General features: G+C 60.6%; 22 protein-coding genes and 1 tRNA gene. 11 read left to right on the top strand and 12 right to left on the bottom strand.

Going from position 1 to position 22,424, the window contains the following annotated elements; all coding sequences use genetic code 11:
* Window positions 1-182: 182 nt before the first annotated feature.
* The 6 genes from ACE04F_RS07070 to queA all read right to left on the bottom strand — a co-directional run bounded on the left by ACE04F_RS07070 (window position 183) and on the right by queA (window position 6,266).
* Window positions 183-731, bottom strand: a complete 549-nt coding sequence (locus ACE04F_RS07070; RefSeq protein WP_018607449.1) for a glycine zipper 2TM domain-containing protein — start codon at window positions 729-731, stop codon at window positions 183-185.
* 117 nt (window positions 732-848) lie between these two features.
* A complete protein-coding gene (gene secF / locus ACE04F_RS07065) occupies window positions 849-1,763 on the bottom strand; it encodes a protein translocase subunit SecF (RefSeq protein ID WP_486105579.1) in 915 nt (304 codons plus the stop codon).
* Window positions 1,764-1,772: 9 nt separating this feature from the next.
* Window positions 1,773-3,641 carry a protein translocase subunit SecD gene (secD, locus tag ACE04F_RS07060; RefSeq protein WP_486105578.1) on the bottom strand — a complete coding sequence of 623 codons (1,869 nt, stop codon included), beginning with the start codon at window positions 3,639-3,641 and terminating at the stop codon, window positions 1,773-1,775.
* A 63-nt stretch (window positions 3,642-3,704) separates the two neighbouring features.
* Window positions 3,705-4,043 (bottom strand): preprotein translocase subunit YajC, encoded by a 339-nt coding sequence (gene yajC / locus ACE04F_RS07055; RefSeq protein WP_305498975.1) that lies wholly within the window; start codon window positions 4,041-4,043, stop codon window positions 3,705-3,707.
* A 43-nt stretch (window positions 4,044-4,086) separates the two neighbouring features.
* Window positions 4,087-5,202 carry a tRNA guanosine(34) transglycosylase Tgt gene (tgt, locus tag ACE04F_RS07050; RefSeq protein ID WP_486105720.1) on the bottom strand — a complete coding sequence of 372 codons (1,116 nt, stop codon included), beginning with the start codon at window positions 5,200-5,202 and terminating at the stop codon, window positions 4,087-4,089.
* Window positions 5,203-5,216: 14 nt separating this feature from the next.
* Window positions 5,217-6,266: a tRNA preQ1(34) S-adenosylmethionine ribosyltransferase-isomerase QueA gene (queA, locus tag ACE04F_RS07045; RefSeq protein ID WP_305498973.1), complete on the bottom strand. Its 1,050-nt coding sequence runs from the start codon at window positions 6,264-6,266 to the stop codon at window positions 5,217-5,219.
* A gap of 108 nt (window positions 6,267-6,374) precedes the next feature.
* On the opposite strand from queA, the gene ACE04F_RS07040 reads away from it, so the two are divergent.
* The 4 genes from ACE04F_RS07040 (at window position 6,375) to ACE04F_RS07025 (ending at window position 9,083) form a co-directional block, all read left to right on the top strand.
* A tRNA-Leu gene (locus ACE04F_RS07040) sits at window positions 6,375-6,459 on the top strand.
* A gap of 347 nt (window positions 6,460-6,806) precedes the next feature.
* Entirely contained in the window at window positions 6,807-7,136 is a 330-nt protein-coding gene (locus ACE04F_RS07035) for a hypothetical protein (RefSeq protein WP_486105577.1), read from the top strand.
* 148 nt (window positions 7,137-7,284) lie between these two features.
* Window positions 7,285-8,412, top strand: coding sequence for an AAA family ATPase (locus ACE04F_RS07030; RefSeq protein ID WP_486105576.1), 1,128 nt, complete (start codon window positions 7,285-7,287; stop codon window positions 8,410-8,412).
* Window positions 8,409-9,083, top strand: coding sequence for a DUF4276 family protein (locus ACE04F_RS07025; protein WP_486105575.1), 675 nt, complete (start codon window positions 8,409-8,411; stop codon window positions 9,081-9,083). Before ACE04F_RS07030 ends, ACE04F_RS07025 begins: the two co-directional genes overlap by 4 nt.
* Before the next feature lie 124 nt (window positions 9,084-9,207).
* Here ACE04F_RS07025 and ACE04F_RS07020 read toward each other — a convergent pair whose 3' ends face one another.
* Both ACE04F_RS07020 and ACE04F_RS07015 read right to left on the bottom strand, forming a co-directional pair.
* Window positions 9,208-9,567, bottom strand: a complete 360-nt coding sequence (locus tag ACE04F_RS07020) for a DUF6124 family protein (RefSeq protein ID WP_486105574.1) — start codon at window positions 9,565-9,567, stop codon at window positions 9,208-9,210.
* A gap of 356 nt (window positions 9,568-9,923) precedes the next feature.
* Entirely contained in the window at window positions 9,924-10,808 is an 885-nt protein-coding gene (locus ACE04F_RS07015; RefSeq protein ID WP_486105573.1) for an AraC family transcriptional regulator, read from the bottom strand.
* A gap of 99 nt (window positions 10,809-10,907) precedes the next feature.
* On the opposite strand from ACE04F_RS07015, the gene ACE04F_RS07010 reads away from it, so the two are divergent.
* Window positions 10,908-11,660: a hypothetical protein gene (locus ACE04F_RS07010; RefSeq protein WP_486105572.1), complete on the top strand. Its 753-nt coding sequence runs from the start codon at window positions 10,908-10,910 to the stop codon at window positions 11,658-11,660.
* A 50-nt stretch (window positions 11,661-11,710) separates the two neighbouring features.
* Window positions 11,711-12,244, top strand: a complete 534-nt coding sequence (locus tag ACE04F_RS07005; RefSeq protein ID WP_486105571.1) for a carboxymuconolactone decarboxylase family protein — start codon at window positions 11,711-11,713, stop codon at window positions 12,242-12,244.
* A gap of 50 nt (window positions 12,245-12,294) precedes the next feature.
* Here ACE04F_RS07005 and ACE04F_RS07000 read toward each other — a convergent pair whose 3' ends face one another.
* A complete protein-coding gene (locus ACE04F_RS07000; RefSeq protein WP_486105570.1) occupies window positions 12,295-12,846 on the bottom strand; it encodes a helix-turn-helix domain-containing protein in 552 nt (183 codons plus the stop codon).
* A gap of 127 nt (window positions 12,847-12,973) precedes the next feature.
* Here ACE04F_RS07000 and ACE04F_RS06995 point away from each other — a divergent pair, with 127 nt between their 5' ends.
* The 5 genes from ACE04F_RS06995 to ACE04F_RS06975 all read left to right on the top strand — a co-directional run bounded on the left by ACE04F_RS06995 (window position 12,974) and on the right by ACE04F_RS06975 (window position 16,670).
* The gene (locus ACE04F_RS06995) at window positions 12,974-13,756 is read left to right on the top strand and encodes an aldolase (RefSeq protein WP_434655851.1); all 783 of its coding nucleotides are present in this window, start codon (window positions 12,974-12,976) and stop codon (window positions 13,754-13,756) included.
* A gap of 19 nt (window positions 13,757-13,775) precedes the next feature.
* Window positions 13,776-14,663 (top strand): dihydrodipicolinate synthase family protein, encoded by an 888-nt coding sequence (locus ACE04F_RS06990; protein ID WP_486105569.1) that lies wholly within the window; start codon window positions 13,776-13,778, stop codon window positions 14,661-14,663.
* A 92-nt stretch (window positions 14,664-14,755) separates the two neighbouring features.
* A complete protein-coding gene (locus ACE04F_RS06985; RefSeq protein WP_486105568.1) occupies window positions 14,756-15,016 on the top strand; it encodes a DUF2024 family protein in 261 nt (86 codons plus the stop codon).
* A gap of 1 nt (window position 15,017) precedes the next feature.
* Window positions 15,018-15,299, top strand: a complete 282-nt coding sequence (locus ACE04F_RS06980) for a Rho-binding antiterminator (RefSeq protein WP_486105567.1) — start codon at window positions 15,018-15,020, stop codon at window positions 15,297-15,299.
* A gap of 285 nt (window positions 15,300-15,584) precedes the next feature.
* On the top strand, window positions 15,585-16,670 hold the full coding sequence (locus tag ACE04F_RS06975; RefSeq protein WP_486105566.1) for a diguanylate cyclase domain-containing protein: 1,086 nt from the start codon (window positions 15,585-15,587) through the stop codon (window positions 16,668-16,670).
* On the opposite strand, the gene ACE04F_RS06970 is transcribed toward ACE04F_RS06975, so the two are convergent.
* Genes ACE04F_RS06970 through ACE04F_RS06960 form a run of 3 tightly spaced genes read right to left on the bottom strand, consistent with a single transcriptional unit; the run spans window position 16,654 to window position 22,230 of the window.
* A complete protein-coding gene (locus ACE04F_RS06970) occupies window positions 16,654-19,005 on the bottom strand; it encodes a TonB-dependent receptor (protein WP_486105565.1) in 2,352 nt (783 codons plus the stop codon). The two genes, ACE04F_RS06975 and ACE04F_RS06970, sit on opposite strands and share 17 nt — an antisense overlap.
* Before the next feature lies 1 nt (window position 19,006).
* Window positions 19,007-21,394 (bottom strand): hybrid sensor histidine kinase/response regulator, encoded by a 2,388-nt coding sequence (locus ACE04F_RS06965; protein WP_486105564.1) that lies wholly within the window; start codon window positions 21,392-21,394, stop codon window positions 19,007-19,009.
* Window positions 21,394-22,230 (bottom strand): response regulator transcription factor, encoded by an 837-nt coding sequence (locus ACE04F_RS06960; protein WP_486105563.1) that lies wholly within the window; start codon window positions 22,228-22,230, stop codon window positions 21,394-21,396. The genes ACE04F_RS06965 and ACE04F_RS06960 overlap by 1 nt, the downstream gene beginning before the upstream one ends.
* Window positions 22,231-22,424 lie beyond the last annotated feature (194 nt).

Genomic DNA, 22,424 nt, shown 5'->3' with positions numbered 1-22,424 from the left:
ATCTTGGGCCTGCTGGGCAGCCCAGCGGGAGCAAGCTCCCTCGCCACGATGGGTTACACCTTGAATATGGAGCAGACTGAACCACCGCTTTCGCGAGCAGGCTCGCTTCCACAGGGGATTGGGGGATCGGCAGTGCGGGCAAAAAAAAGCACCCCGGAGGGTGCTTTTTCATAGCGGCTGGATTACTGGGCCGGTTCGTTCTGACCCAGGATCAGCTGGCCTTCCTTACTGACCGGGATCTGGTTGCCCGGGTCGCGATCCATACGGACTTTGCCTTCCTTGCCGTCGAGCATGTAGCGGACGTCGTAGCCTACAACCTTGTCGCTGATGTCATTGACGGTGTTGCAGCGAGTCTGGGTGGTGGTGTAGGTGTCGCGCTCCTGCATGCCTTCCTGAATCTTGTTACCGGCATAACCACCGCCGGCCGCACCTGCCACGGTGGCGATCTTCTTGCCGTTGCCGCCGCCGATCTGGTTGCCCAACAGGCCACCGGCCACGGCGCCGAGCACGGTGCCGGCGATCTGGTGTTGATCCTGAACCGGCTTCTGCCGGGTCACTGTCACGTCCTTGCACACTTCACGCGGGGTCTTGATCTGGGTCTTGACCGGTTCCACGGCCAGTACTTGCGCATACTCAGGGCCACTTTTTACCAAGCTGTAGGTGGCGACCGCACCACCGGCTGTTACACCGACAGCACCCAATACCGCACCAACCAGCATCGATTTGTTCACTTGAACCTCCAGGCCATTACAAGCGGATTAATCCGCGCTTCTCCCAGCCTTGGAGCACAAAAAAAGGCGCGAGTTCAACTCGCGCCTTTTAAGCGGTGACGGACGGAAAACCGAGCCTTACGGGCGGTCGTCCACCTCGGTCTCGGTGGCCGCCGGAGGAATCAGATCCTCGGAGCTGAGGTCCAGCCAGATCAGCACCACGTTGGCGATGTAGATCGACGAGTAGGTACCCGCCATCACACCGATGAACAGCGCGATGGAGAAGCCGAACAGGTTGTCGCCGCCAAACACCAGCAGCGCGACAATCGCCAGCAAGGTGGAGATCGACGTCGCCATGGTCCGCAGCAACGTCTGGGTGGTCGAGATGTTGATGTTCTCGATCAACGAGGCCTTGCGCAGCACACGGAAGTTTTCGCGCACCCGGTCGAACACCACGATGGTGTCGTTGAGCGAGTAACCGATGATCGCCAGCACCGCCGCCAGCACCGTCAGGTCGAAGGTGATCTGGAAGAACGACAGGATGCCCACGGTCACGATCACGTCGTGGATCAGCGAGACAATCGCGCCGACCGCGAACTTCCACTGGAAGCGGAAAGCCAGGTAGAGCATCACGCCGCCCAGCGCCAACAGCATGCCGAGGCCGCCCTGGTCGCGCAGCTCCTCACCCACCTGCGGGCCGACGAACTCGACGCGCTTGACCTGGGCCGGGTTATCGCCACCGGCCTTCTGCAAGGCTTCGGCTACCTGGTGGCCCAGTTGCGGGTCTTCACCCGGCATGCGCACCAGCAAATCGGTGGTGGCGCCGAAGCTCTGCACGATGGCGTCGTTGTAGCCCGAGGCCGCCAGTTGCTCACGCACCTTGGTGACGTCGGCCGGACGCTCGTAGGTTAGCTCGATGAGCGTACCGCCGGTGAAGTCCAGGCCGTAGTTCAGGCCCTTGGTGGCCCAGCTGAACAACGCCAGGGCCGTGAGGAACAATGTGACGCCGAACGCAATGTTGCGAACGCCCATGAAGTTGATTGTACGTAACATGGCAGCCCCTTAAATCCACAACTTCTTGAAGTCACGACCGCCAAAGATCAGGTTGACCATTGCGCGGGTCACCATGATGGCTGTGAACATCGAGGTAAAGATCCCGAGGGACATGGTCACTGCGAAGCCCTTGACCGGGCCGGTGCCCATGGCAAAGAGAATCCCGCCGACCAGCAAGGTGGTCAGGTTGGAGTCGAGAATCGCGGTGAATGCCCGGCCGAAGCCTTCGTTGATTGCCCGCTGGATCGACATGCCCGCGGCGATCTCTTCACGTATCCGCGAAAAGATCAGCACGTTGGCGTCCACCGCCATACCCATCGTCAAGACGATACCGGCGATACCCGGCAGGGTCAGCGTGGCGCCCAGCAAGGACATCAGGGCCAGCAGCAGGACCATGTTCACCGCCAGCGCAACCGTGGCGATGATGCCGAAGAAGCGGTAGATGGCGATGATGAACAGCGACACGAACAGCATGCCCCACAGGGACGCATCGACGCCCTTGGTGATGTTGTCGGCACCCAGGCTCGGGCCGATGGTGCGCTCTTCAGCGAAGTACATCGGCGCGGCCAGGCCACCGGCACGCAGCAGCAGGGCCAGCTCCGAGGATTCGCCCTGGCCGTTCAGGCCGGTGATGCGGAACTGGCTGCCCAGTGGCGACTGGATGGTCGCCAGGCTGATGATCTTCTTCTCTTCCTTGAAGGTCTGGACCGGCACGTCTTTCTCGACGCCGTTGACCACCTGTTTGGTGTAGGTGGTGGTCGGCTTCTGCTCGATGAAGATCACCGCCATGCTGCGCCCGACGTTGCTGCGCGTGGCGCGGCTCATCAGTTCGCCGCCGTGGCCGTCGAGACGGATGTTCACCTGTGGACGACCCTGCTCGTCGAAGCCCGCCTGGGCGTCGGTCACCTGGTCACCGGTGATGATCAGGCCGCGCTCGATCTGGGCCGCGGGACGACCGCCTTCGCGGAATTCGAAGCTCTCGGAAGTCGCCTTGGAAGCACCCGGCTCAGCGGCCAGGCGGAATTCCAGGTTGGCGGTCTTGCCGAGGATACGCTTGGCTTCGGCAGTATCCTGCACACCCGGCAGCTCAACCACGATGCGGTTGGCGCCCTGGCGCTGGACGATCGGCTCGGCCACACCCAGCTCGTTGACGCGGTTACGGACCGTGGTCAAGTTCTGCTTGATGGAGTATTCGCGGATTTCCGCCAGCTTGGCCGGGGTCATCGCCAGACGCAGCACCGCCTGACCATTGAGGTCGGCCGGCACAATGTCGAAATCGTTGAAATTCTTGCGGATCAGGGCACGAGCCTGTTCGCGGGCATCTTCATCGCTGAAGCCCAGCTGAATGGCACCTTCGAACTGCGGCAGGCTGCGATAGCGCACGCGCTCTTTACGCAGCAGGCTCTTGACGTCGCCTTCGTAGACTTTCAGGCGCGCGTCGAGGGCTTTTTCCATGTCCACTTCCAGCAGGAAGTGCACACCGCCGGACAAGTCCAGGCCCAGCTTCATTGGGTGCGCGCCAAGATTGCGCAGCCACTGCGGGGTGGTCTGGGCCAGGTTCAGGGCCACAACGTAATCGTCGCCCAACGCCTTGCGAACCACATCCTTGGCCGGCAACTGGTCTTCAGACTTGACCAGGCGCAACAGGCCGCCCTTGCCGTTTTCGGCGATGGACGCAGCCTTGACCCCGATATTGGACGCCTTGAGCGCAGCGCTCGCGCGGTCCAGATCGGCCTGGGTGACCTGCAACGCCGTGCTGGCGCCGCTGACCTGAATGGCCGGGTCATCCGGGTAGAGATTGGGAGCGGAATAAATCACACCGACCGCCAGCACCGCCAGGATCAGTAGGTATTTCCACAGAGGGTATTTGTTCAGCATCACGCCGCCCGCTTATGACGCGGGGCGCCTTGCGCGCCCCGTCGATTGAAGAGAAGTTGTTACTTAGATCGCTTTCAGCGTGCCTTTTGGCAGCGTGGCCGCGATGGCGCCCTTCTGAAACTTCATTTCAACAGTGTCGGACACTTCCAGAACCACGAAGTCATCCGCCACTTTGGTGATCTTGCCGGCGATGCCGCCGGTGGTGACCACTTCATCACCTTTCTGCAAGCTGCCGAGCAGGTTCTTCTGCTCTTTGGCGCGCTTGGCCTGTGGACGCCAGATCATCAGGTAGAAGATGACCAGGAAGCCGACCAGGAAAATCCACTCGAAACCGCCACCCATAGGGCTGGCAGCAGCAGGTGCAGCCGCGTCAGCCATGGCATTAGAGATAAAAAAGCTCATTTAGCACTCCAGTTGCAAATATTGAATCTAGGGATCGGAAAACTCAGTCCAAAGGCGGAACAGGCAACCCGCGCTTGGCATAGAAGGCCTCGACAAAGGCGGCCAATGTACCCTGTTGGATAGCCTCGCGCAAACCAGCCATAAGCACCTGATAATGGCGCAAATTGTGGATGGTATTGAGCATGCTGCCGAGCATTTCGCCGCACTTGTCCAAATGATGCAGATAAGCGCGGGAGAAGTTCTGGCAGGTATAGCAATCGCACGTCGGATCGAGCGGCGAATCATCATGGCGATGGAACGCGTTACGGATCTTCAGCACACCAGTGTCGATGAACAGATGCCCATTGCGGGCATTACGGGTTGGCATCACGCAATCGAACATGTCCACCCCGCGGCGCACACCCTCAACCAGATCTTCCGGTTTGCCAACGCCCATAAGGTAACGAGGTTTGTCAGCGGGCATCTGGCCCGGCAGGTAGTCGAGCACCTTGATCATCTCGTGCTTCGGTTCGCCCACCGACAGGCCGCCAATCGCCAGGCCGTCGAAGCCGATCTTGTCGAGGCCTTCCAGCGAGCGCTTGCGCAAATCCTGGTGCATGCCGCCCTGCACGATGCCGAACAGCGCCGCGGTGTTTTCGCCATGGGCATTCTTCGAGCGCTGGGCCCAGCGCAACGACAGCTCCATCGACACCCGCGCTACGTCTTCATCGGCCGGGTACGGCGTGCATTCGTCGAAGATCATCACGATGTCCGAGCCCAGGTCGCGCTGCACCTGCATCGACTCTTCCGGGCCCATGAACACCTTGGAACCATCGACCGGCGAGGCGAAGGTCACGCCCTCCTCCTTGATCTTGCGCATGGCGCCGAGGCTGAACACCTGGAAGCCGCCGGAGTCGGTCAGAATCGGGCCTTTCCACTGCATGAAATCGTGCAGGTCACCGTGGGCCTTGATCACTTCCATACCCGGACGCAGCCACAGGTGGAAAGTGTTGCCGAGAATAATCTCCGCGCCCGTGGCAACGATGTCACGCGGCAGCATGCCCTTGACCGTGCCGTAGGTGCCCACCGGCATGAACGCGGGGGTTTCCACCGTACCGCGGGGGAAGGTCAGACGACCGCGACGAGCCTTGCCATCGGTAGCAAGCAACTCGAAGGACATGCGACAGGTGCGACTCATACGGTTTCCTCGGGCCCGCGTGGCGCGGGGTTACGGGTGATGAACATCGCATCACCGTAGCTGAAAAAGCGGTACCCATGCTCGACGGCGGCCTGGTAGGCGGCCATGGTCTCGGGATAACCGGCGAACGCCGAAACCAGCATCAACAGCGTGGATTCGGGCAAATGAAAGTTGGTGACCAGGGCATCGACCACATGAAACGGCCGGCCCGGGTAGATAAAGATGTCGGTGTCGCCACTGAACGGCTTGAGCACGCCATCGCGCGCGGCGCTTTCCAGGGAACGCACGCTGGTGGTCCCTACCGCCACCACCCGGCCACCGCGGGCGCGACAGGCCGCGACGGCATCGACGACTTCCTGGCTGACTTCCAGCCATTCGTTGTGCATGTGGTGATCTTCGATGCGCTCCACGCGCACCGGCTGGAACGTGCCGGCGCCGACGTGCAGCGTCACGAACGCCGTCTCCACGCCCTTGGCGGCAATCGCCTCCAGCAACGGCTGATCAAAATGCAGCCCCGCCGTCGGCGCCGCCACCGCCCCCAGGCGCTCGGCGTACACGGTCTGATAACGCTCGCGGTCCGAACCTTCGTCCGGGCGGTCTATATAAGGAGGCAGCGGCATGTGCCCGACACGGTCGAGCAGGGGCAACACCTCTTCGGCAAACTCCAGCTCGAACAACGCATCATGCCGCGCCACCATCCGCGCCTCACCGCCGCCGTCGATCAAGATCGACGAGCCCGGCTTGGGCGACTTGCTCGACCGCACATGGGCCAGCACCCGATGCCCGTCCAGCACGCGCTCCACCAGAATCTCCAGCTTGCCGCCGGAGGCCTTCTGGCCAAACAACCGCGCCGGAATGACTCGGGTATTGTTGAACACCATCAAATCGCCCGGGCGCAAATGCTCAAGCAAATCAGTGAATTGACGGTGAGCCATGGCACCGCTGACCCCGTCCAGGGTCAACAGTCGACTGGCGCGACGCTCGGCCAGAGGGTGGCGAGCGATCAGCGAATCCGGGAGTTCGAAGGTAAAGTCAGCAACACGCATGATGGGGTTCGTCTAGCAGGGCCGGAAAGTCTAGCGGAATTATCAAAAATTCACCATGAAACGTGATTGACCAACGGTAGGCACCTCTCTATACTTCGCCGCCATTGAGCCCTGATGGCGGAATTGGTAGACGCGGCGGATTCAAAATCCGTTTTCGAAAGGAGTGGGAGTTCGAGTCTCCCTCGGGGCACCATCTTAAAAAAAGACCTTGAAATTCAAGGTCTTTTTTTTCGCCTGCAGGAAAGTGGCTTTGCTGTGATCAGCGCTAATCCCACCTCAGGGTGCCGCCTTTTGTGGCAAGGGGATTTGTCCCCGCTGGGCTGCAAAGCTGCCCCAAATACCCAACCTCTAATGTGAAAGGATCTGTGGCAAGGAAGAACCGGTGGGAGGAAAAAACCCGTGGCGAGGGAGCTTGCTCCCGCTTGAGCGCAAAGCGCTCACAAAAAAAAGTCACTGCCCACACCGATACTTCGAATTGCCCCCGCCAAGGCATAAACCACCACCCCACCCTCCTCACCCAGTCACCAAGGATTTCACCTCATGGAATTGCTGCTGGAAACGGTCGCTCTTTACTCCCTCAAGCTGGCTTATGAGACGGAGGGTCACAGTCCGATTTTGCGGGATGATCCGTTGATGGGGTGTTGTGATCGGGAGGTTTTTGGGTTGTTGGTGCGGCGAGGGGATTTGGCTGGGATTCAGGGTGAGATTGGGCGGTGTTTGGATTTGGCGTTGGGGGCGGTTGGTGGGGTGGGTACTGTGTTGGGGCGGGAGTTGGGGCGGTTGGCCGACGCCTTCTGGGCTTCGCAAACCGTAGATCAGCTCCGTACCCCGCTGAACGCGCTCAATGTCTATCTGAAAAATATCCAGTAAATGAAGCCCTACCCAGAGCAGGTATTAGCTGGAAAAAATTAGGTTAGGATGAGGCGAGCCAGTCTTTGAGATCAGTGGCAAACTCTGGCTGGTACGATCACAGTGTCTGAGATGCGACAGGCGACCCTGCTTAAGGAATCAGGCGACAATGAGCAAGAAAAAACCCATCAGCCGGTTGACGATCAAAGGTTTCAAATCCATCAAAGATCTGGATGGTCTGCACCTCGGCAGCCTGAACGTACTATTGGGTGCAAACGGTGCCGGTAAAAGCAGCTTTGTCTCCTTCTTTCGTATGCTCGGCGAGATGATGGAGTTGCGATTGAAAAAATGGACAACTCAGCAAGGCTCCGCTGATCGTATTGTCAGTTTCGGAGTGAAAGAAACTCAGAAAGTCGAGTCCTTCGTGAAGTTTGGCTTGAATGGCTATCGGTTCGAGCTGGAGCCAACGGTAGAAGGCGACTTTTTATTTTCGAATGAATGGCTTTTTTTCGATGGACCTCTGTATGGAGAACAGTGGATTCCGCTTGGTTCAGGACATAAAGAAGCAAAACTCAAGGAAGCATTCGATTCCAAAAGATTTATAGCGCCCTATAAAAATGACGCGGTAGTTTACTGTTACGAATCGATCTCCAGTTGGAAAGTATTCCATTTCCATGACACCAGTGACATGGCCAGCGTCAAGCGCTTTGGCCCCGCGCACCTCAACGACTATCTGCGGTCCGACGCCTCGAATCTCGCAGCTTATCTGTATCGTCTAGCCGTAGAAACGCCGGATGTCTATGAGCAGATTCGCAAGACTGTTCAGTTGGCTATACCATTTTTTGATGATTTCGTGCTCAAACCTCGACGATTGGATACGGAAGAAGAGCTGATTAATCTACAGTGGCGTCAGAATGACAGCGACTACGTCTTCTGGCCTAGTCAGCTATCGGACGGCTCAATCCGCTTTATGTGCCTAGTCACTGCACTACTGCAACCCGATCCTCCGTCGACCATAATCATTGATGAACCTGAACTAGGCCTACACCCGTACGCCATTACATTATTGGGATCTTTGCTACGGTCGGCCTCGACGAGGATGCAGGTAATTGTCTCAACCCAGTCTGTTCCCTTGGTGAATGAGTTCCCCATCAGCGATCTGATCATAGTCGAACGCGAAAAAGGGGCGACGGTATTCAAACGACTCGACGAGGGCGAGTTTAATATCTGGTTAGAAGATTATTCAGTGGGTGAACTCTGGGAGAAAAACATCCTTGGCGGGAGGCCGCGTAGATGATTCGAATACATGTCATCTGCGAGGGTCAGACTGAGGAAATGTTCATTAATGAAGTGCTTGCCCCAGCCTTTCACCATTTGAACATTTATCTTGTGCCAGCTTTGATAGGAAAACCAGGACACAAGGGCGGTAACTTCCGCTTTGAGCGCCTGCTTACAGATGTTGAAAAACGGCTGCTCGGTGACCGCCAGGCCTATTGCACTACTTTCTTCGATTTCTATGGCTTGCCCGAGGCGTTTCCCGGCAAGAATGAAGCGAGCAGCAAAGAAACCATGGATGCCAAGGCCGATTGTTTGCTGGAGGCCATGACAGACAAGCTGCGACAAAAGCTCGGTGACGAGGTGATGCGCCGATTCATTCCCTATGTCCAGATGTACGAATTCGAGGGGTTACTGTTTAGCTGCCCCACGCGACTTGCTCAAGGAATTAATCAACCGGCTCTCGAAGCAAAGCTTCTGCGTATCCGAAACGATTTCGATACTCCGGAAGCCATAAACAATAGTCCGTTGACAGCTCCGAGCAAACGACTTCAGAACCTATACGAAGGCTATGACAAACCATTGCATGGCTCGCTCGCCGCTATTGAGATTGGGTTACCGGTGATTCGCTCGCAATGCAGCAGATTTAATGCTTGGATCAAATGTATGGAATCCTTGCCACCCATTACATAAACGAATGCCAGAGCGTTATAGACCAAGAATCCGAGGCGTTGCCGAGCAAAGAAAAAGAGAGCACAAAAAAGGCCTTGCTGAGCAAGACCTTTTTCCAATCCAAGCGGCACGTAGCGCTGCTGTTCTATCTTCCCTCAACGATATCCAAAGCCCGATTCGCCAACAGCTCACTCAACTCGATCACCTGCAAAATCCCCAACGCAACATGCCGCCTCGATCCCTCCAGATCAAACGCCAAATCACTGATCATCGCATTCGCCGAAGCCAAGCTCTCGCTCAGATTCGCAAGCAAACACTCCGTGTCCACATCAGGATCAATACGAAACAGCGTGCTGGAGTTATCGGGCGCTTCACCCTCGGGCTTGGGTTTCAGGTAGAAATTCAAAGCGCGGTTGGTGGCGTCTTCGAGTTTTTTGTTGCGGGCGGATTGGGCGCGGCATACGGATTCTTCTGCCGCAGGAGGGTTCGGTGTTATTTTTTTCATGATCTCAACTCTCTTGGTTGAGCTACGACCCGCTCGCTGCTAAACGAATTGGGAGGCAGCTGTACGCAGGTTAGCAGACCGACGAGTTGAGATATCGGCGCGCCCGAAGGCGCCCTGCGCACAGCCACCATCGAGTGCAGGGATGGGGATTCCTGACTGACGAAGCTTGTGCGACTCAACTCTTCGGGCTGCTAAACCCGATCACTGATGAGCAGTGACAGGACTCAAACTACCGACACCACCCAAGGCGCACAAGTCGGCGGATTCTGGCGTAGTTGTAGGCAAAGGCGCAAGGCGACGTGGCCTTGCGAACGCGGGTTGCCAGTGTCTGTAGGCCTTTACTGACGCGACCTGCCTCATAAGCCAGAACCAGCTTTCTGGCCTGTGGCTATCTGCGCCAACCAATCCCGAGGGGACACTCCGACCTTGGCCGTGAACGCCCGTGAAAGTGCCGATGGCGTGGTGTAGCCAAGCTCTTCGGTCAGGCTCTTGATGGATTCGCCTTGGCGCAAACGGCTCTGGGCCAGGGCGATGCGCCAGGTGGTCAGGTAGTCGGCGGGGGTTTGGCCGACGATGTCGCGGAACGTGTTGGCAAATGCGGTGCGCGACAGGCAGGCCTGTTCGGCCATGCGCTCCAGCGTCCAGGCGGCGCCCGGCTCTTCATGAATGGCGACGAGCACCCGTGCCAGGCGCGGGTTTGACAGCCCGGCGATGAGGCCCGGGCGGATGCCGGCTTCCTGTTGGTGATCAAGCAGCCAGCGCAGCAGTTGCAGCACCACGACTTCGAACAATCGGTCGGCGAGCATTCGCTGGCCGCAGCGCACGTGGTCGGTCTCGGCGAACAGCAGCTCCAGCGCGGCGTGCAGGCCCGGTACCTGGGCCAGCGGCAACGCGATCAAGGGCGGCAGTGCCCGCGCCAGGGGGTTGCGTGCGCCGCCCTCGAACATCAGCCGCGCACAGGTGAAGTCGGAGCCTTCCGCCGGGGGGCTATGGAATTGGTGGGTGATCGGGCAGGGATAAAACAGCAGCGACGGTTCTTCGAAGCTCATCGAGGGCAAGCCTTGGCCACCGGGGTGGCTGACTTTCAGCTGACCGCGCCGAAGCACGTGCAGGTAGCCGAACCCCTCGCCGGCATCAAAGCGATTTACACCACACAGGGCGCCGGTGTGGTGCAACTGCGCTTGCACGCGGAAGTGGTCGAGGATGCCGGAGAGCCGGTCCAGGGTTGGAAGTGTTTGCATTCTGAACGAATAGCTACGTTAGGCGTACGTTAAGAGCCAAATAGTACAGGCCCGCTCCTTATACTGCCAGCACCACCTCACTTGGCAGAAGGGCTCAACATGAAACTCTCTCGATCTCCCCTCTTTTGCGCTTCGTTGCTGCTTGGCTTGAGCGCCAGCGTCAGCGCGCACGACGCCGCACATCAAGACGGCATAACCAGCAAACCGGCGAAGGCTGTGAAGGCGCCTTTCGATATCGTCCACACGAACATCACCACCGAAGGCAATGTGGCGATTTTCCACATGGCCGTTTCCGGCAAGGCCGGCACCGTACGCCCTGCCGCAAGCGGCAAGCTGGCCGGCAGCAGCGTGTTCTCGTATGTCTGGCCCACCAGCCTGGACCCTTCGGTGATCGGTTTCGAGCCGAAGTCCGGAATCCTGGCCTTCGCCGTCACGTCACACCCCGACTTCGACGATACCCCGCTGTTCGACGAGAACCGCGACGGGCGTCTGGATAACGATGGTGATCTTTGGCACTCGCATTGGGTGGTGCTGCAGCCCGACCCGGCCTGTGGGAAAGATGCGCTGAAAGTCGTCGACATTCCCGCAGGGGCCAAGCCTCGCGTGCCCAAGACCTGGCCGGGGTTGCCGATCCTGATCGACAGCCCGGGGTGGACCCCGACGATCAACCAGAAAACCGTCGAGGTGCGCGTGCCGTTTGACGACATCGGCCCGGTCGAGGCCGGCGCGTTCGATGGCGTCACGGCCGCCCTGCGCGTGAACGCGAGCGTGCACAACCCGCTGCTGTGTGTCGCCGACGTGTTCAAGGTGGCCTCGGGCGACCTGTCCCTCCCCGGCAAGGTCAAGCACTGACACCGCCTCGCCTCCCTGTATTGCCCCCCGTCCCATCACTGGAGAAACACATGACTCGTATCAACATTCAGCCACAACAAACGCCCGCCGCCAGCCAACCAATGCTGGCCCAGATTCAACAGGCCTTTGGCGCAACGCCCAACATGTTCATGGGCGTAGCCAATTCTCCGGCAGCGCTGCAAAGCATGTGGGCGGCCTTTGGCGCCCTGGGCCAAGGCACGTTGGGTGCCCGGCTTGGCGAGCAGATTGCGGTAGCCGTGGCCAACCGCAACCGCTGTGAATACTGCCTAGCCGCGCACACGGCCCTGGGCCAAAAAGCCGGTGTGTCTGCGACCGACATGGCCGCCGCCCAGCGCGGAGAATCCAGCGATCCCAAGACGGCAGCGGCCTTGGCGTTCGCCCTGAAAGTGGTCGAGCAACGTGCACAAGTGACCGACGCCGATGTGCAGCGCCTGCGGGACAACGGTTTTGGCGATGAACAGATTGTCGAGATCATCGCCCATGTCGCGCTGAACCTGTTCACCAACTACATCAACGTCGCGTTGGACATACCGCTCGACTTTCCCAAGGTCGCCCTGAAATAAGCCTGACCGAGTCCCGCCCGGTATCGGGCGGGCTCACGTTGGCCGTGGCCCTACTCCGCCGCTTCGGAGCTGTGCACAACAACCAGCAACTGGGCCTGGACGTCGCCAACCGAACGCAGGCGATGGGGTTTCTGGGCATTGAAATGCAAGGCGTCACCGCGGTTCAGCAGCACGCGCTCGTTCATGAAGTCCACTTCCACCTGGCCTTCGTGAACAAACAGGAACTCTTCACCCGTGTGTTCCTTGAACGCATGATGCGCTGCGAATTCGGCCTGGGGATAGAGGATGAAGGGCAGCAAGGTTCGCTCGGAAACCTGATGGGCCAACACTGCGTATTCAGAGCTGCCAGGGTTCGCCGCAAGCGATCGGCGATCTTCACACCGCACCAGGCTGTAGCTGTCGAGCGGGACGTTTTCCTCGGAAAACAATTCCTCGACTTTCACGTTCAACGCCTTGGACAGCTTGAGCGCCGTGGCGATGGAGGGCGTGCTCAGACCCCGTTCCACCTTGGACAGGTAGCTCTTGGTCATCCCGGTTTTTTCGGCCAGGACGTCCAGCGTCATGCCGAGTTTTTTTCTGAGCAGTTTCAAGCGAATGGACATAGATAACCATCATTTCCATGGAAGCGGACAATCGGCGATTGCCAATGACACGTTGTGTCATATAGTCTATTTAGTGTCATTAACACAGCCATCCCCAAGCTTCAGTGACGCGATCAGGAGAACGGATATGAGCAAGACCCTGGCGACACCAAAGGACCAATTGGTCCAGCATGCTGTTAATCAGATGCAAAAATCACTGCCGGATAATACGTGGACTGTACGACAAAAGCTGGCACTGACCTGCCGCATCCTGTTCGAGAACGGCCACGACTCAGGCCTCGCCGGGCAGATCACCGCGCGCGGGCCGCAACCCGGCACTTACTACACCCAACAATTGGGTTTGGGATTCGACGAAATTACCGCCGGCAACCTGCTGTTGATCAACGAGGATCTGGAGGTGCTGGAAGGCCATGGCATACCCAACCCTGCGAACCGCTTCCACAGCTGGGTCTACCGCGCCCGGCCGGATGTGAATTGCATCATTCATACCCACCCGACCCACATCGCCGCTCTGTCGATGCTGGAAGTGCCGCTGCAGATATCCCACATGGACCTCTGCCCGCTGTACGAAGACTGTGCGTTCCTGGAAGGCTGGCCGGGCGTGCCGGTGGGCAACGAGGAAGGCGACTTGATCGCCGGCGCTCTTGGCGACAAACGCGCCATCCTGCTTTCGCACCATGGCCAGTTGTCGACCGGTGAGACCGTGGAAGAAGCCTGCAACATCGCCCAACTGATCGAGCGCGCCGCGAAACTGCAACTGCTCGCCATGGCCGCCGGCGAGGTGAAACCGATCCTGCCGCACCTGGGTCGCGAAGCCCACGACTGGATCGCCCGCCCCAAGCGTCACGCCGCCGCCTTCAACTACTACGCCCGGCAAAACCTGCGCCAACACGCCGATTGCCTGAACTGATTCCACTAGGAGCGAAGCCATGTCTACCCCGAACATCCACGGCATCATCGGTTACACCATCACCCCTTTCTCCGCCGACGGCCAGGGCTTGGACCTGGACGCCTTGGGCAGGTCCATCGACCGCTTGATCGAAAGCGGCGTGCATGCCATCGCGCCCTTGGGCAGCACCGGCGAAGGCGCCTACCTCAGCGATGCGGAGTGGGACCAGGTCAGCGAGTTCAGCATCGCCCACGTCGCCGGCCGCGTGCCGACCGTGGTCAGCGTGTCTGACCTGACCACCGCCAAAGCGGTGCGCCGCGCGCGTTTCGCCCAGGATCACGGCGCCGATGTGGTGATGGTTTTGCCAGCCTCTTACTGGAAATTGAGTGAGGCGCAGATCCTCACGCATTATCAGACCATCGGCGCCAGCATCGACGTGCCCATCATGCTTTACAACAACCCGGCCACCAGCGGCATCGACATGTCCGTGGAGCTGATCCTGCGGATTTTCAACGCGGTGGATAACGTCACCATGGTCAAGGAAAGCACCGGCGATATCCAGCGCATGCACCAGCTGCATCTGCTGGGCGAAGGCCAGGTGCCGTTCTACAACGGCTGCAACCCACTGGCGCTGGAAGCCTTCGCGGCGGGCGCTAAAGGCTGGTGTACCGCTGCGCCGAACCTCATCCCGCAGCTCAACCTCGACCTGTACGAAGCCGTGCTGGCCAACGACCTGAACAAAGCCCGGGCGCTGTTCTACCGGCAATTACCACTGCTGGACTTCATTCTCAAAGGAGGCTTGCCCGCCACCATCAAGGCCGGTTTGCGCACCCTCGGCCTGGAAGTCGGCGACCCGCGCTTGCCGGTCTTCCCGCTCGACGACGCGGGCAACAGCCGATTGAACGCGATGCTGAACCAGTTGCGCTGACTTTTCTGCCCTTGCGACCCGAGCGGATCAACGTCGACCTGCTCGGTCGCTTCGGCAAGCTGCCTTGATACCCTCGCGACGGAGAGAAACTCATGACCATCAAAGTCTATGACACACATGTCCGCACCCAAGACGGGCGCTACCTGCATTTTGACGTGCTGATCGACCGCAACGACCTGGATTTCGCCCAATCCTGCGCGCGACGCTTCCTGGCCGAACAGGGCATCGAAGATCAGGACATTACCTTGAACGACTGCCGTTTCTGCCACGTCGAGCCGAGCAACCCAGAGATAGTCGAGGCCATCACCCGGCAGGGCTTTTTTATTCTCAAGCTGCAAGGCTGCGAGGCGTGAAATGGATACCTACCAACCGCTGCACTGCGACCTGCATGACTATCTGGAGATCGCTTGCCTGTGCGGCTACATGCTGGACATTGAGCTGATCGACCGCCAGCGCCTGACTGCCCGCGCGATCACCACACGAACCGCCAGCACACGGGAGGAGTTTCTCGAAGTCGAAACCGCTGCCGGTCGCCAGGAGATTCGCCTCGATCGCTTGTTGGCGATTACACCGCTGGATAAGCACGCCAGGTTTGGCCGGGTTGTGCTGGCGGCGGGTGGTCACGCCGCCCTTTGACGTTGTGCATAGGTCCCACAGGGCGGGTTGCGTCCTGGAAGGCCGAACCCGCTTGAATTGTCGTCGACTTACCCACCGCTATCGCGAGCAAGCTCGCTCCCACAAGGGGAGTGTTGTGGCTGGGCCTCAATAGGAATCCAGTTACAACCACAAAATATCTTTCCACTCCATCCCCTCCCGCAAAGCCCCCATCCCCTCCAGCAAACGCCCCTCCACTCCCCCACCCCGATAATGCCCGCCTCCACTCACCCCCAACCGCTGCAACCCGAGCACCGTGTACCTCCCATGAACCTACGCACCTTCATTCGCAGCTATTGCCTCAATTCCAGGCTCGCTACGAATGCGCTGACCCGCCTGCATAAATCCCTTTCTTCCCTGGCCGCCTATCTGGCACAGCAGGGCTTTGATTCCAGGACCTGGCCCGCGCCCCGTGACGAAGGTGCGCTGGACCGTTACCTCAGCGACGTTTGCCCGGAGCTGGCCGCGACGGTGTTCAGCCATGCCCGTGACGGGGTGATCATGGTCGATGCGTTCGGTCGGATCATCGGCGTGAACGAGGCGTTTACGCGGCTTACCGGTTACGCGCAGGACGAAGTGCTGGGGCGGGAGTTGAATTCTCATCGCATGGTGCGGCGGCTCGCGGCGTTTTATGCGCCGATGAAAAATGCGCTGGATTTCCACGGGCATTGGTCCGGCGAGATTCAAAGCAGCCACAAGGATGGCCGGGAGATGACGTCGCGGATCAGCATCAGTGCGGTGCATGACCGTCACGGTAACGTTCAGCACTACGTGGCGCTGTGCAGCGACATGACGCAGATGAAGCAGCGCTTGCAGTTGCTGGAGCGGGATGCGCGGTATGACGCGCTTACACAGTTACCCAATCGCTTGTTGCTGGCCGAGCGGATGCGCCAGGCGTTGGGCAAGGCGCGCTTGCATCAGCAGAAGGTGGCGATCGCGTTTATCGACCTGGATGGGTTCAAGGCGCTCAACGACAGTTATGGCCATGATTGGGGCGATCGGGTGTTGCAGATTGTCGCGGCGCGGATCAACGCGACGCTGCGTGAGGGCGACACGTTGGCGCGCCTCGGCGGTGATGAGTTTGTCGCCGGGCTGGTGGGCTTGCAGGAGGTGGAGGACAGCGAGCCGTTGCTCAAGCGGATGCTGGCGGCGGCGAATGCGCCGATCCTGATTGGTGCGCAGACGGTGGAGATTGCCGCGAGTATCGGCGTGGCGTTTTACCCTGAACATGGGCTGGAGGTCGATGCGCTGATCAGCAAGGCGGATCAGGCGATGTACCTGTCGAAGAAGGCCGGCGGCAATCGTCTGGCGTTTTGTCCGACGCGGTTCATTTCGGTCAATAGCGAAGTCTGACGGTGGTGCCGAGGGTGCGTTCGCTGCCGGTCATGACGCCGTAGTCGCCGGCGCCGAGCAGTGAATACACGGCGGTGATGTAGTGGCGGTCGAAGACATTGCGCACCCAGCCTTCCACTTCCCAGGCGCGGTCCTGGCTGCGCAGGCCGAGGCGCAGGTTGGTCAGGCCGTAGCTCGGTTGATAGCTGCCTTCGCCGCCTTCGAGGGTGCCGTAGTAGCCGGTGCGAAAGCTGTAGTCGATGCCGCTGAAAGCTTCCAATCCATAGGGCAGCGGATGGCTGTGGTCGAGGCCGCTGCTGAGGTTCCATTCCGGCGCGTTGTAGAGCCGGTCGCCGCTGAGGTCGCAGGTCCATTGGCCCGAGGCTGGCGGGCACGGCGCGATGGGGAAGCTGCGGTAACGCGCATCGCTCCAGGCCAGGCCGAGGCGCCCGGTGAGTTGCGAGGTGAGCTGCCAGGCGGAATCCAGCTCGATGCCGCGCAGGCGGACTTTGCCGACGTTGATCAGGTTGTCCCGCAGCGGCGGCGCGAACAGCGAGGTCGGCGGGCTGTAGGTGAGCGCCTGGTAGTTGTCGACGTCGGTCTGGTAGACGGCGAGGTCGAGCAACGCGCGCTCATCCCAGAAGCGCGTTTTCACCCCCAGTTCCAGGGACGTGGCGCGCTCCGGCTCGAAGGTCGGCGCGGTGAACGGGCCGACCACGTCGAAGTTGATGCCGCCGGCCTTGTAGCCCCGCGACCAGCTGACGTAGCCCATCACCGCTTCGTTGAAACGGTAGCTGGCGCTGGCGAGGCTGGAGACGTTGTGTTCTTCGATCGAGTCCTCGCGGTAATAACCACGGCCGAGGGCGATGTCGCGCAACAATTGTCCACCGGCCTGGAACACCGGCGGCAAGCCGGTCAGCGGGGCGAGGTTGCTGACGTCGCGGGAGATCCAGCCGTCCTTGCGCTCGTGGCTGTAGCGCAGGCCGCCGGTGAGTTCCAGCGCTTCGATCGGGCGCCAGGAAAGCTGGCCGAAAATCGCTCGGCTGTCGCCCTTCTGCTCGCCGTCGAAATGTTGTTGGGCGCCATTCAACAGCATCGACGGCACCTGCCTCGGATCGGTGAAATTGATGCCGAAGAGTTTTTTCAGTTGGTCGAGTTGATCGCCGACGAACCAGGGCGCGGCGTCCTTGCCGAATTCGGCGTCGATCTCGCGGTCGAGCTGTTGGCGCAGATAGTAGAGGCCGGCGACGTAGTCAACGGACGAACCGGCCGTGCCGGAGAGGCGCCATTCCTGGCTGAACTGCCGATGGCCGAGCTCGGTTTCGGACTGCGCCACCGCCAGCGCGGTGCTGTCGCCGTCACGGGTGGCGCGGTAGTCCCAATCACGGTAGGCGGTGATGCTGGTGAAGCGCAGCGCCTCGTCGAGGTCCCAGTTCAACTCCAGTGACACGCCGTTCTGCAGGGTTCGCGGACGGCCTGGCGCGTCGATGCGAGTCTCGCGTTTATAAGGGTCGGGCTCCGCCAGCGGGTAGCCGACAAACTGGGCGCGCTTGCGGGTTTGCTGGCTGTAGTGATTGGCCAACAGGACGTTGCCGGCTTCGTTTTGCTCGGCGTAGTCGGCGATCAGGCGGGCGCTGAAATCGCTGTTCGGCGTCCATAACAGTTGGCCGCGCAGGCCCTGGCTGTCGGCATCGCCGAGACGGCTGCCGTCTTGCCGGTTTTCGACGCTGCCCTCGGCGGCGCTGTCGAAAACGTTGAGCCGCCCGGCCAGCACGTCGTCCTGCAGCGGCCCGGAAATCGTCCCGCGAAACTCACGCAAACCGCGCTCGCCATAGCTGGCTTCGAGGTTGGCTTCAGGCTGGAACGTGGGCTGGCGGGTGACGATGTTCAGCGCGCCGGCGGTGGTGTTCTTGCCGAACAAGGTGCCTTGCGGCCCGCGCAAAACTTCGATGCGCTCGATGTCCATCAGCTCGGTAAAGGCCATGCCCTGGCGCGCTTGGTAGACGCCATCGACATAGGTGCCGACGCTGCCTTCCAGGCCATCGTTGTAGGCGGTCGCGCCGAAGCCGCGCAGGCCGAAACCGGCGTAGCGGGCGTCATGGCCGGAGACGATCAGGCCGGGCACGCGCTGTTGGATGTCTCGAAGCGAGTGCAGGCCGGCCTCGTCGAGTTGTTCGCCGTAGAGGACGTTGATCGGGATCGGCACGTCCTGCGGGTCTTCTTCGCGGCGTCGGGCGGTCACCGTGGTTTCGTCGAGCGTGAGCGCGCCGGGCGCCTCTTCGCCAGCGGTCACTGACGCCCAGGGGAATGCCGAAAGACTGCCGATCAGGAGCAACCGGTAACTCAAACCCGGCATCCTAGAACTCCCGAGCCAACGCACGACGCGCTGTGTCCGGGCAGGCCAGTGCCTTGACCCACGCCAGCAGTTCGCGGCTGTCAGCGGGCTTGAGCAATACCGCGTTGAACTCCAGGTCCTCCGGATAATCCTGCGGCCTGCGTGGCGGCACCGCCGAATAAAGCATCACGGGCAGAGGGTGCCGGCGCTTGCGCACTTGTCGCAGCAGTTCCCAACCGTCCATGCCGGGCATCATCTGGTCGCTGATCAGCAGGTCAACCGGTTGTTCCGCCAGGCAGGCCAAGGCCGCTTCGCCGTTGGTCGCCATGCTCACGTCAAACCCGTAGCCGGCCAGCAGGTCGTAGAGCCATTCGCTGTTCTGCTCGATGTCATCCACCAGCAGCACGTGCTTGCCCTGGCCGTCGAACGGCGCGGCATTGTTGTCGACGATGCCGTTTTCGAGGTCGTGCTCCTCGGCGCAATTCAAGCGCAGGCGAAAACTGAAGTGGCTGCCCTGCCCGGTGGCCTGGGGTTCGAGGCGGCTGTCCATGCGTTGGAGCAATTGCGTGACGATGGACAGACCAAGCCCGCTGCCTTCGTAGCGCTGCGCATTGCGGCCGCGGCGGAACGGTTGCAGCAGTTGTTCGAATTCTTGCGGGTCGATGCCGATGCCGCTGTCGATCACGTTGAAGTGCAGTTCCACGGTGTCTGCGCTGGCGCCTGGACCCGCGCTCACTTCGAAGCGAATCTGGCCGTTGCGGGTGAATTTTGCCGCGTTCGCCAGCAGGTTCATCAGCACCTGGCGAAGGCGTTTGAAGTCGGCCTCCACCAGCGGCGGCAGGTCATCGGCCAAGTTCGACTCGAAAGTATTGCCCTGGCGCGCGGCGAGGAAACCCGCCTCGTCGGCGATCTCTTTGAGGAAGCCGTACAGGTAGCCCGGCGCGAGCGTCAGTTGCATCTGTTCCAGCTCGCCCCGGGAGAATTCGAGCATCTCGTCGATCAGCTCCAACTGCTGGCGGGCGTTGCGTTCGATCGTCGCTTGATAGTCGCGGTTGGGCCCGGCGTGCAGCAGGCGCGCGTAGTCGATGATGCGCACCAGCGGCGAGCGCAGGTCATGGCTGATCCGCGCCATCAACGCGCTGCGGGCCGCCAGGGATTCACGCAGCTGCGCGGTGCGCAGCGCCACGGTGCTTTCCAGGCGTTCGTGCTCGACCTGGCGTTGTTGTTCGAGGGTGGCCAGGGCGTGCTTTTCGCGGTGGCGGCTGCGGCTGACTTCCATGATCAACGTGCACACCAGCAGCACCACGCCCGGCAGGGTCGACGACAAGCTGTACTTGCTTTGCGGCGACTGCCAGGGCAACTGTTCCTGAGGGAAAAAGATCCGCATCAGCAGTTGCCCAAGCATCAGCGCCGGCACCAGCCAGGCCATCCAGCTGTAGCTCAGGCGTGCGCGCCAGGCCATGAACAGCGTGGCGATCAGCACGCCGTAGAAACTCATCAGCGAGGTCTGGACGATTTGCGCGCCTTGGACCGGATCGATATTCAACCACCAGAGTCGGCCAAAAACACAACCCAACAGCGGCACCCAATAGCTCCAAGCGATGACCTTGGGCAGCTGGGATACCTGCAGCAGCACGCGGAAGTAGGCCAGGAACAGGACGAATGAGAGCGCGCTGGCGCAGGTCAGCAGCTCACGTGTCCAACCCAGCGCGCTGGGCCAGTAGATCAGGTAGCCGTTGAGGATGCAGGTCAGCAGGATGTAACTGAGGACCGCGCCGGCGTTCACCGTCAGCAGTCGGGAACGGAGGATCCAGCCGACGATCAGGCCGAACGGGACGACCAGCAGGACGATGCCGAGGGCGAGCCCGTCGCTCAGGTAGGTCTGTTGCTGACTGCGCAGCAGCGCCGGTTCGGACCACAGTTCCGGCTCCAGCAGCATCTGGAAGTTGCTCGTCACCCGGACGAACACCGTGGCGCTCTGCCCTGCCGCCAGCGTTACCGGGAATGCTGGTTGACGCGCGGCTGGCTGCGGCCATTCGGTCAAGGGATAGGCGCCGCCGGCATGGGCGTCATGCCCCGGCTGGTAGACGCGAATGTCTTCCAGGCGCGGCGCACCGACGACCAGCATGCGCGAGCACGCCTCAGCGCTCGAATTGGTGAATTGCCATTTCAACCAGAATGCGGAGCGGCTATAGCCTTGGGTCGGCCAGTGCGCGGTTGCGGCGTTGAAATCATTTTCAGGCAGTTGGGCGACTTGTTCCAGGCTCAGGCTGGCCTGCGCGTCTTCGAAAATCTGCGCCGAGGGCATCAGGTCCAGGTGGTCAGCCCGGCAGATATCCACAGGCGCCGCGCGCAGCAGGCCTGTGGATAACAACGTTATCGTCAGCAGGAAAAACTGTAGTAGCCGCATCAGGCGCGCCCGGCCGACTCGATTTCGCTGATCCCCAGGGTCTGCTGGCGAAACTGACTGGGCGTCATGCCGATTCGCTGGCGGAACGCCGTGGTGAAGTTGCAGGCGTTGCGGAAGCCCACCAGTTCGGCGACGTCTTGCACGCTCATGGCGCTTTCGGCGAGCAGATCCTGGCCGCGTCGCAAGCGGGCGTCGCGGATGTAGGCAAACACGGTCATCCCCAGGTGTTCGCGAAAAATCGCCGAGAGGCGTTTTTCATGGGTGCCGACTTTTTGCGCGAGGATGCCGAGGGACGGCATGTCGTCCAGCTGGTTTTCGATCAGGCGCATCGCCGCGCGCAGCACGATTTCATCGCCTTGCGGTTCCGGATCGGCCGGGCTTTCGTGGAGGGCCGGTGGTGCGCGCCAGGTCAGTTGCAGGTGGATCTTGATCCGCGCCAGCACTTCTTCGGGGGCGCAGGATTTGGGGATGTAATCGACCGCGCCGACCGTCAGCCCTTCGAGGCGCTCCAATGAGGTATTGGCCGATGACAGGAACAGGATCGGCGTCTGCCGTGTGGCCGGTGCCTCGCGCAACAGCCGGCACAGGCTGAAGCCGTCCATTTGCGGCATGTGCACATCCAGCACGATCAGGTCCGGCCGCAGGGCGAGTGCCCGTTGATAGCCTTGATAGGCATCGCTGGCGAGCGAGATGCGCCAGGGCTGGGTCTTCAACAGGATGAGCGTGGCGCGGATGTCTTCAGGGACATCGTCGACCAGCAGAATATGCGGCAACGCGTCGGACGCCGCCGAGCCCCCCGCCGCCGCTGCCGGCCTTTCGTATCGTCCGTTGTCCATTCGCCAGGTCTCTTGTTGTGTTCAGCCAGGTCACTGTCGCGAATTGCCAAGCGAGGAATTATGTACCGGGCCGGCAACAAATCGATATAGCGGCAGATCAGGCGAGAACTGAAGCTATCAAATTTTCGAGGGGCGATAAACGGTCGTCTCGTTTGGAGGCGACCAGGATGCGGGGATGGCGTTCACTCAACCCG

The organism is Pseudomonas sp. AGC41, from assembly GCF_057334555.1.
This window is presented reverse-complemented; position numbering and strand designations above follow the sequence as displayed.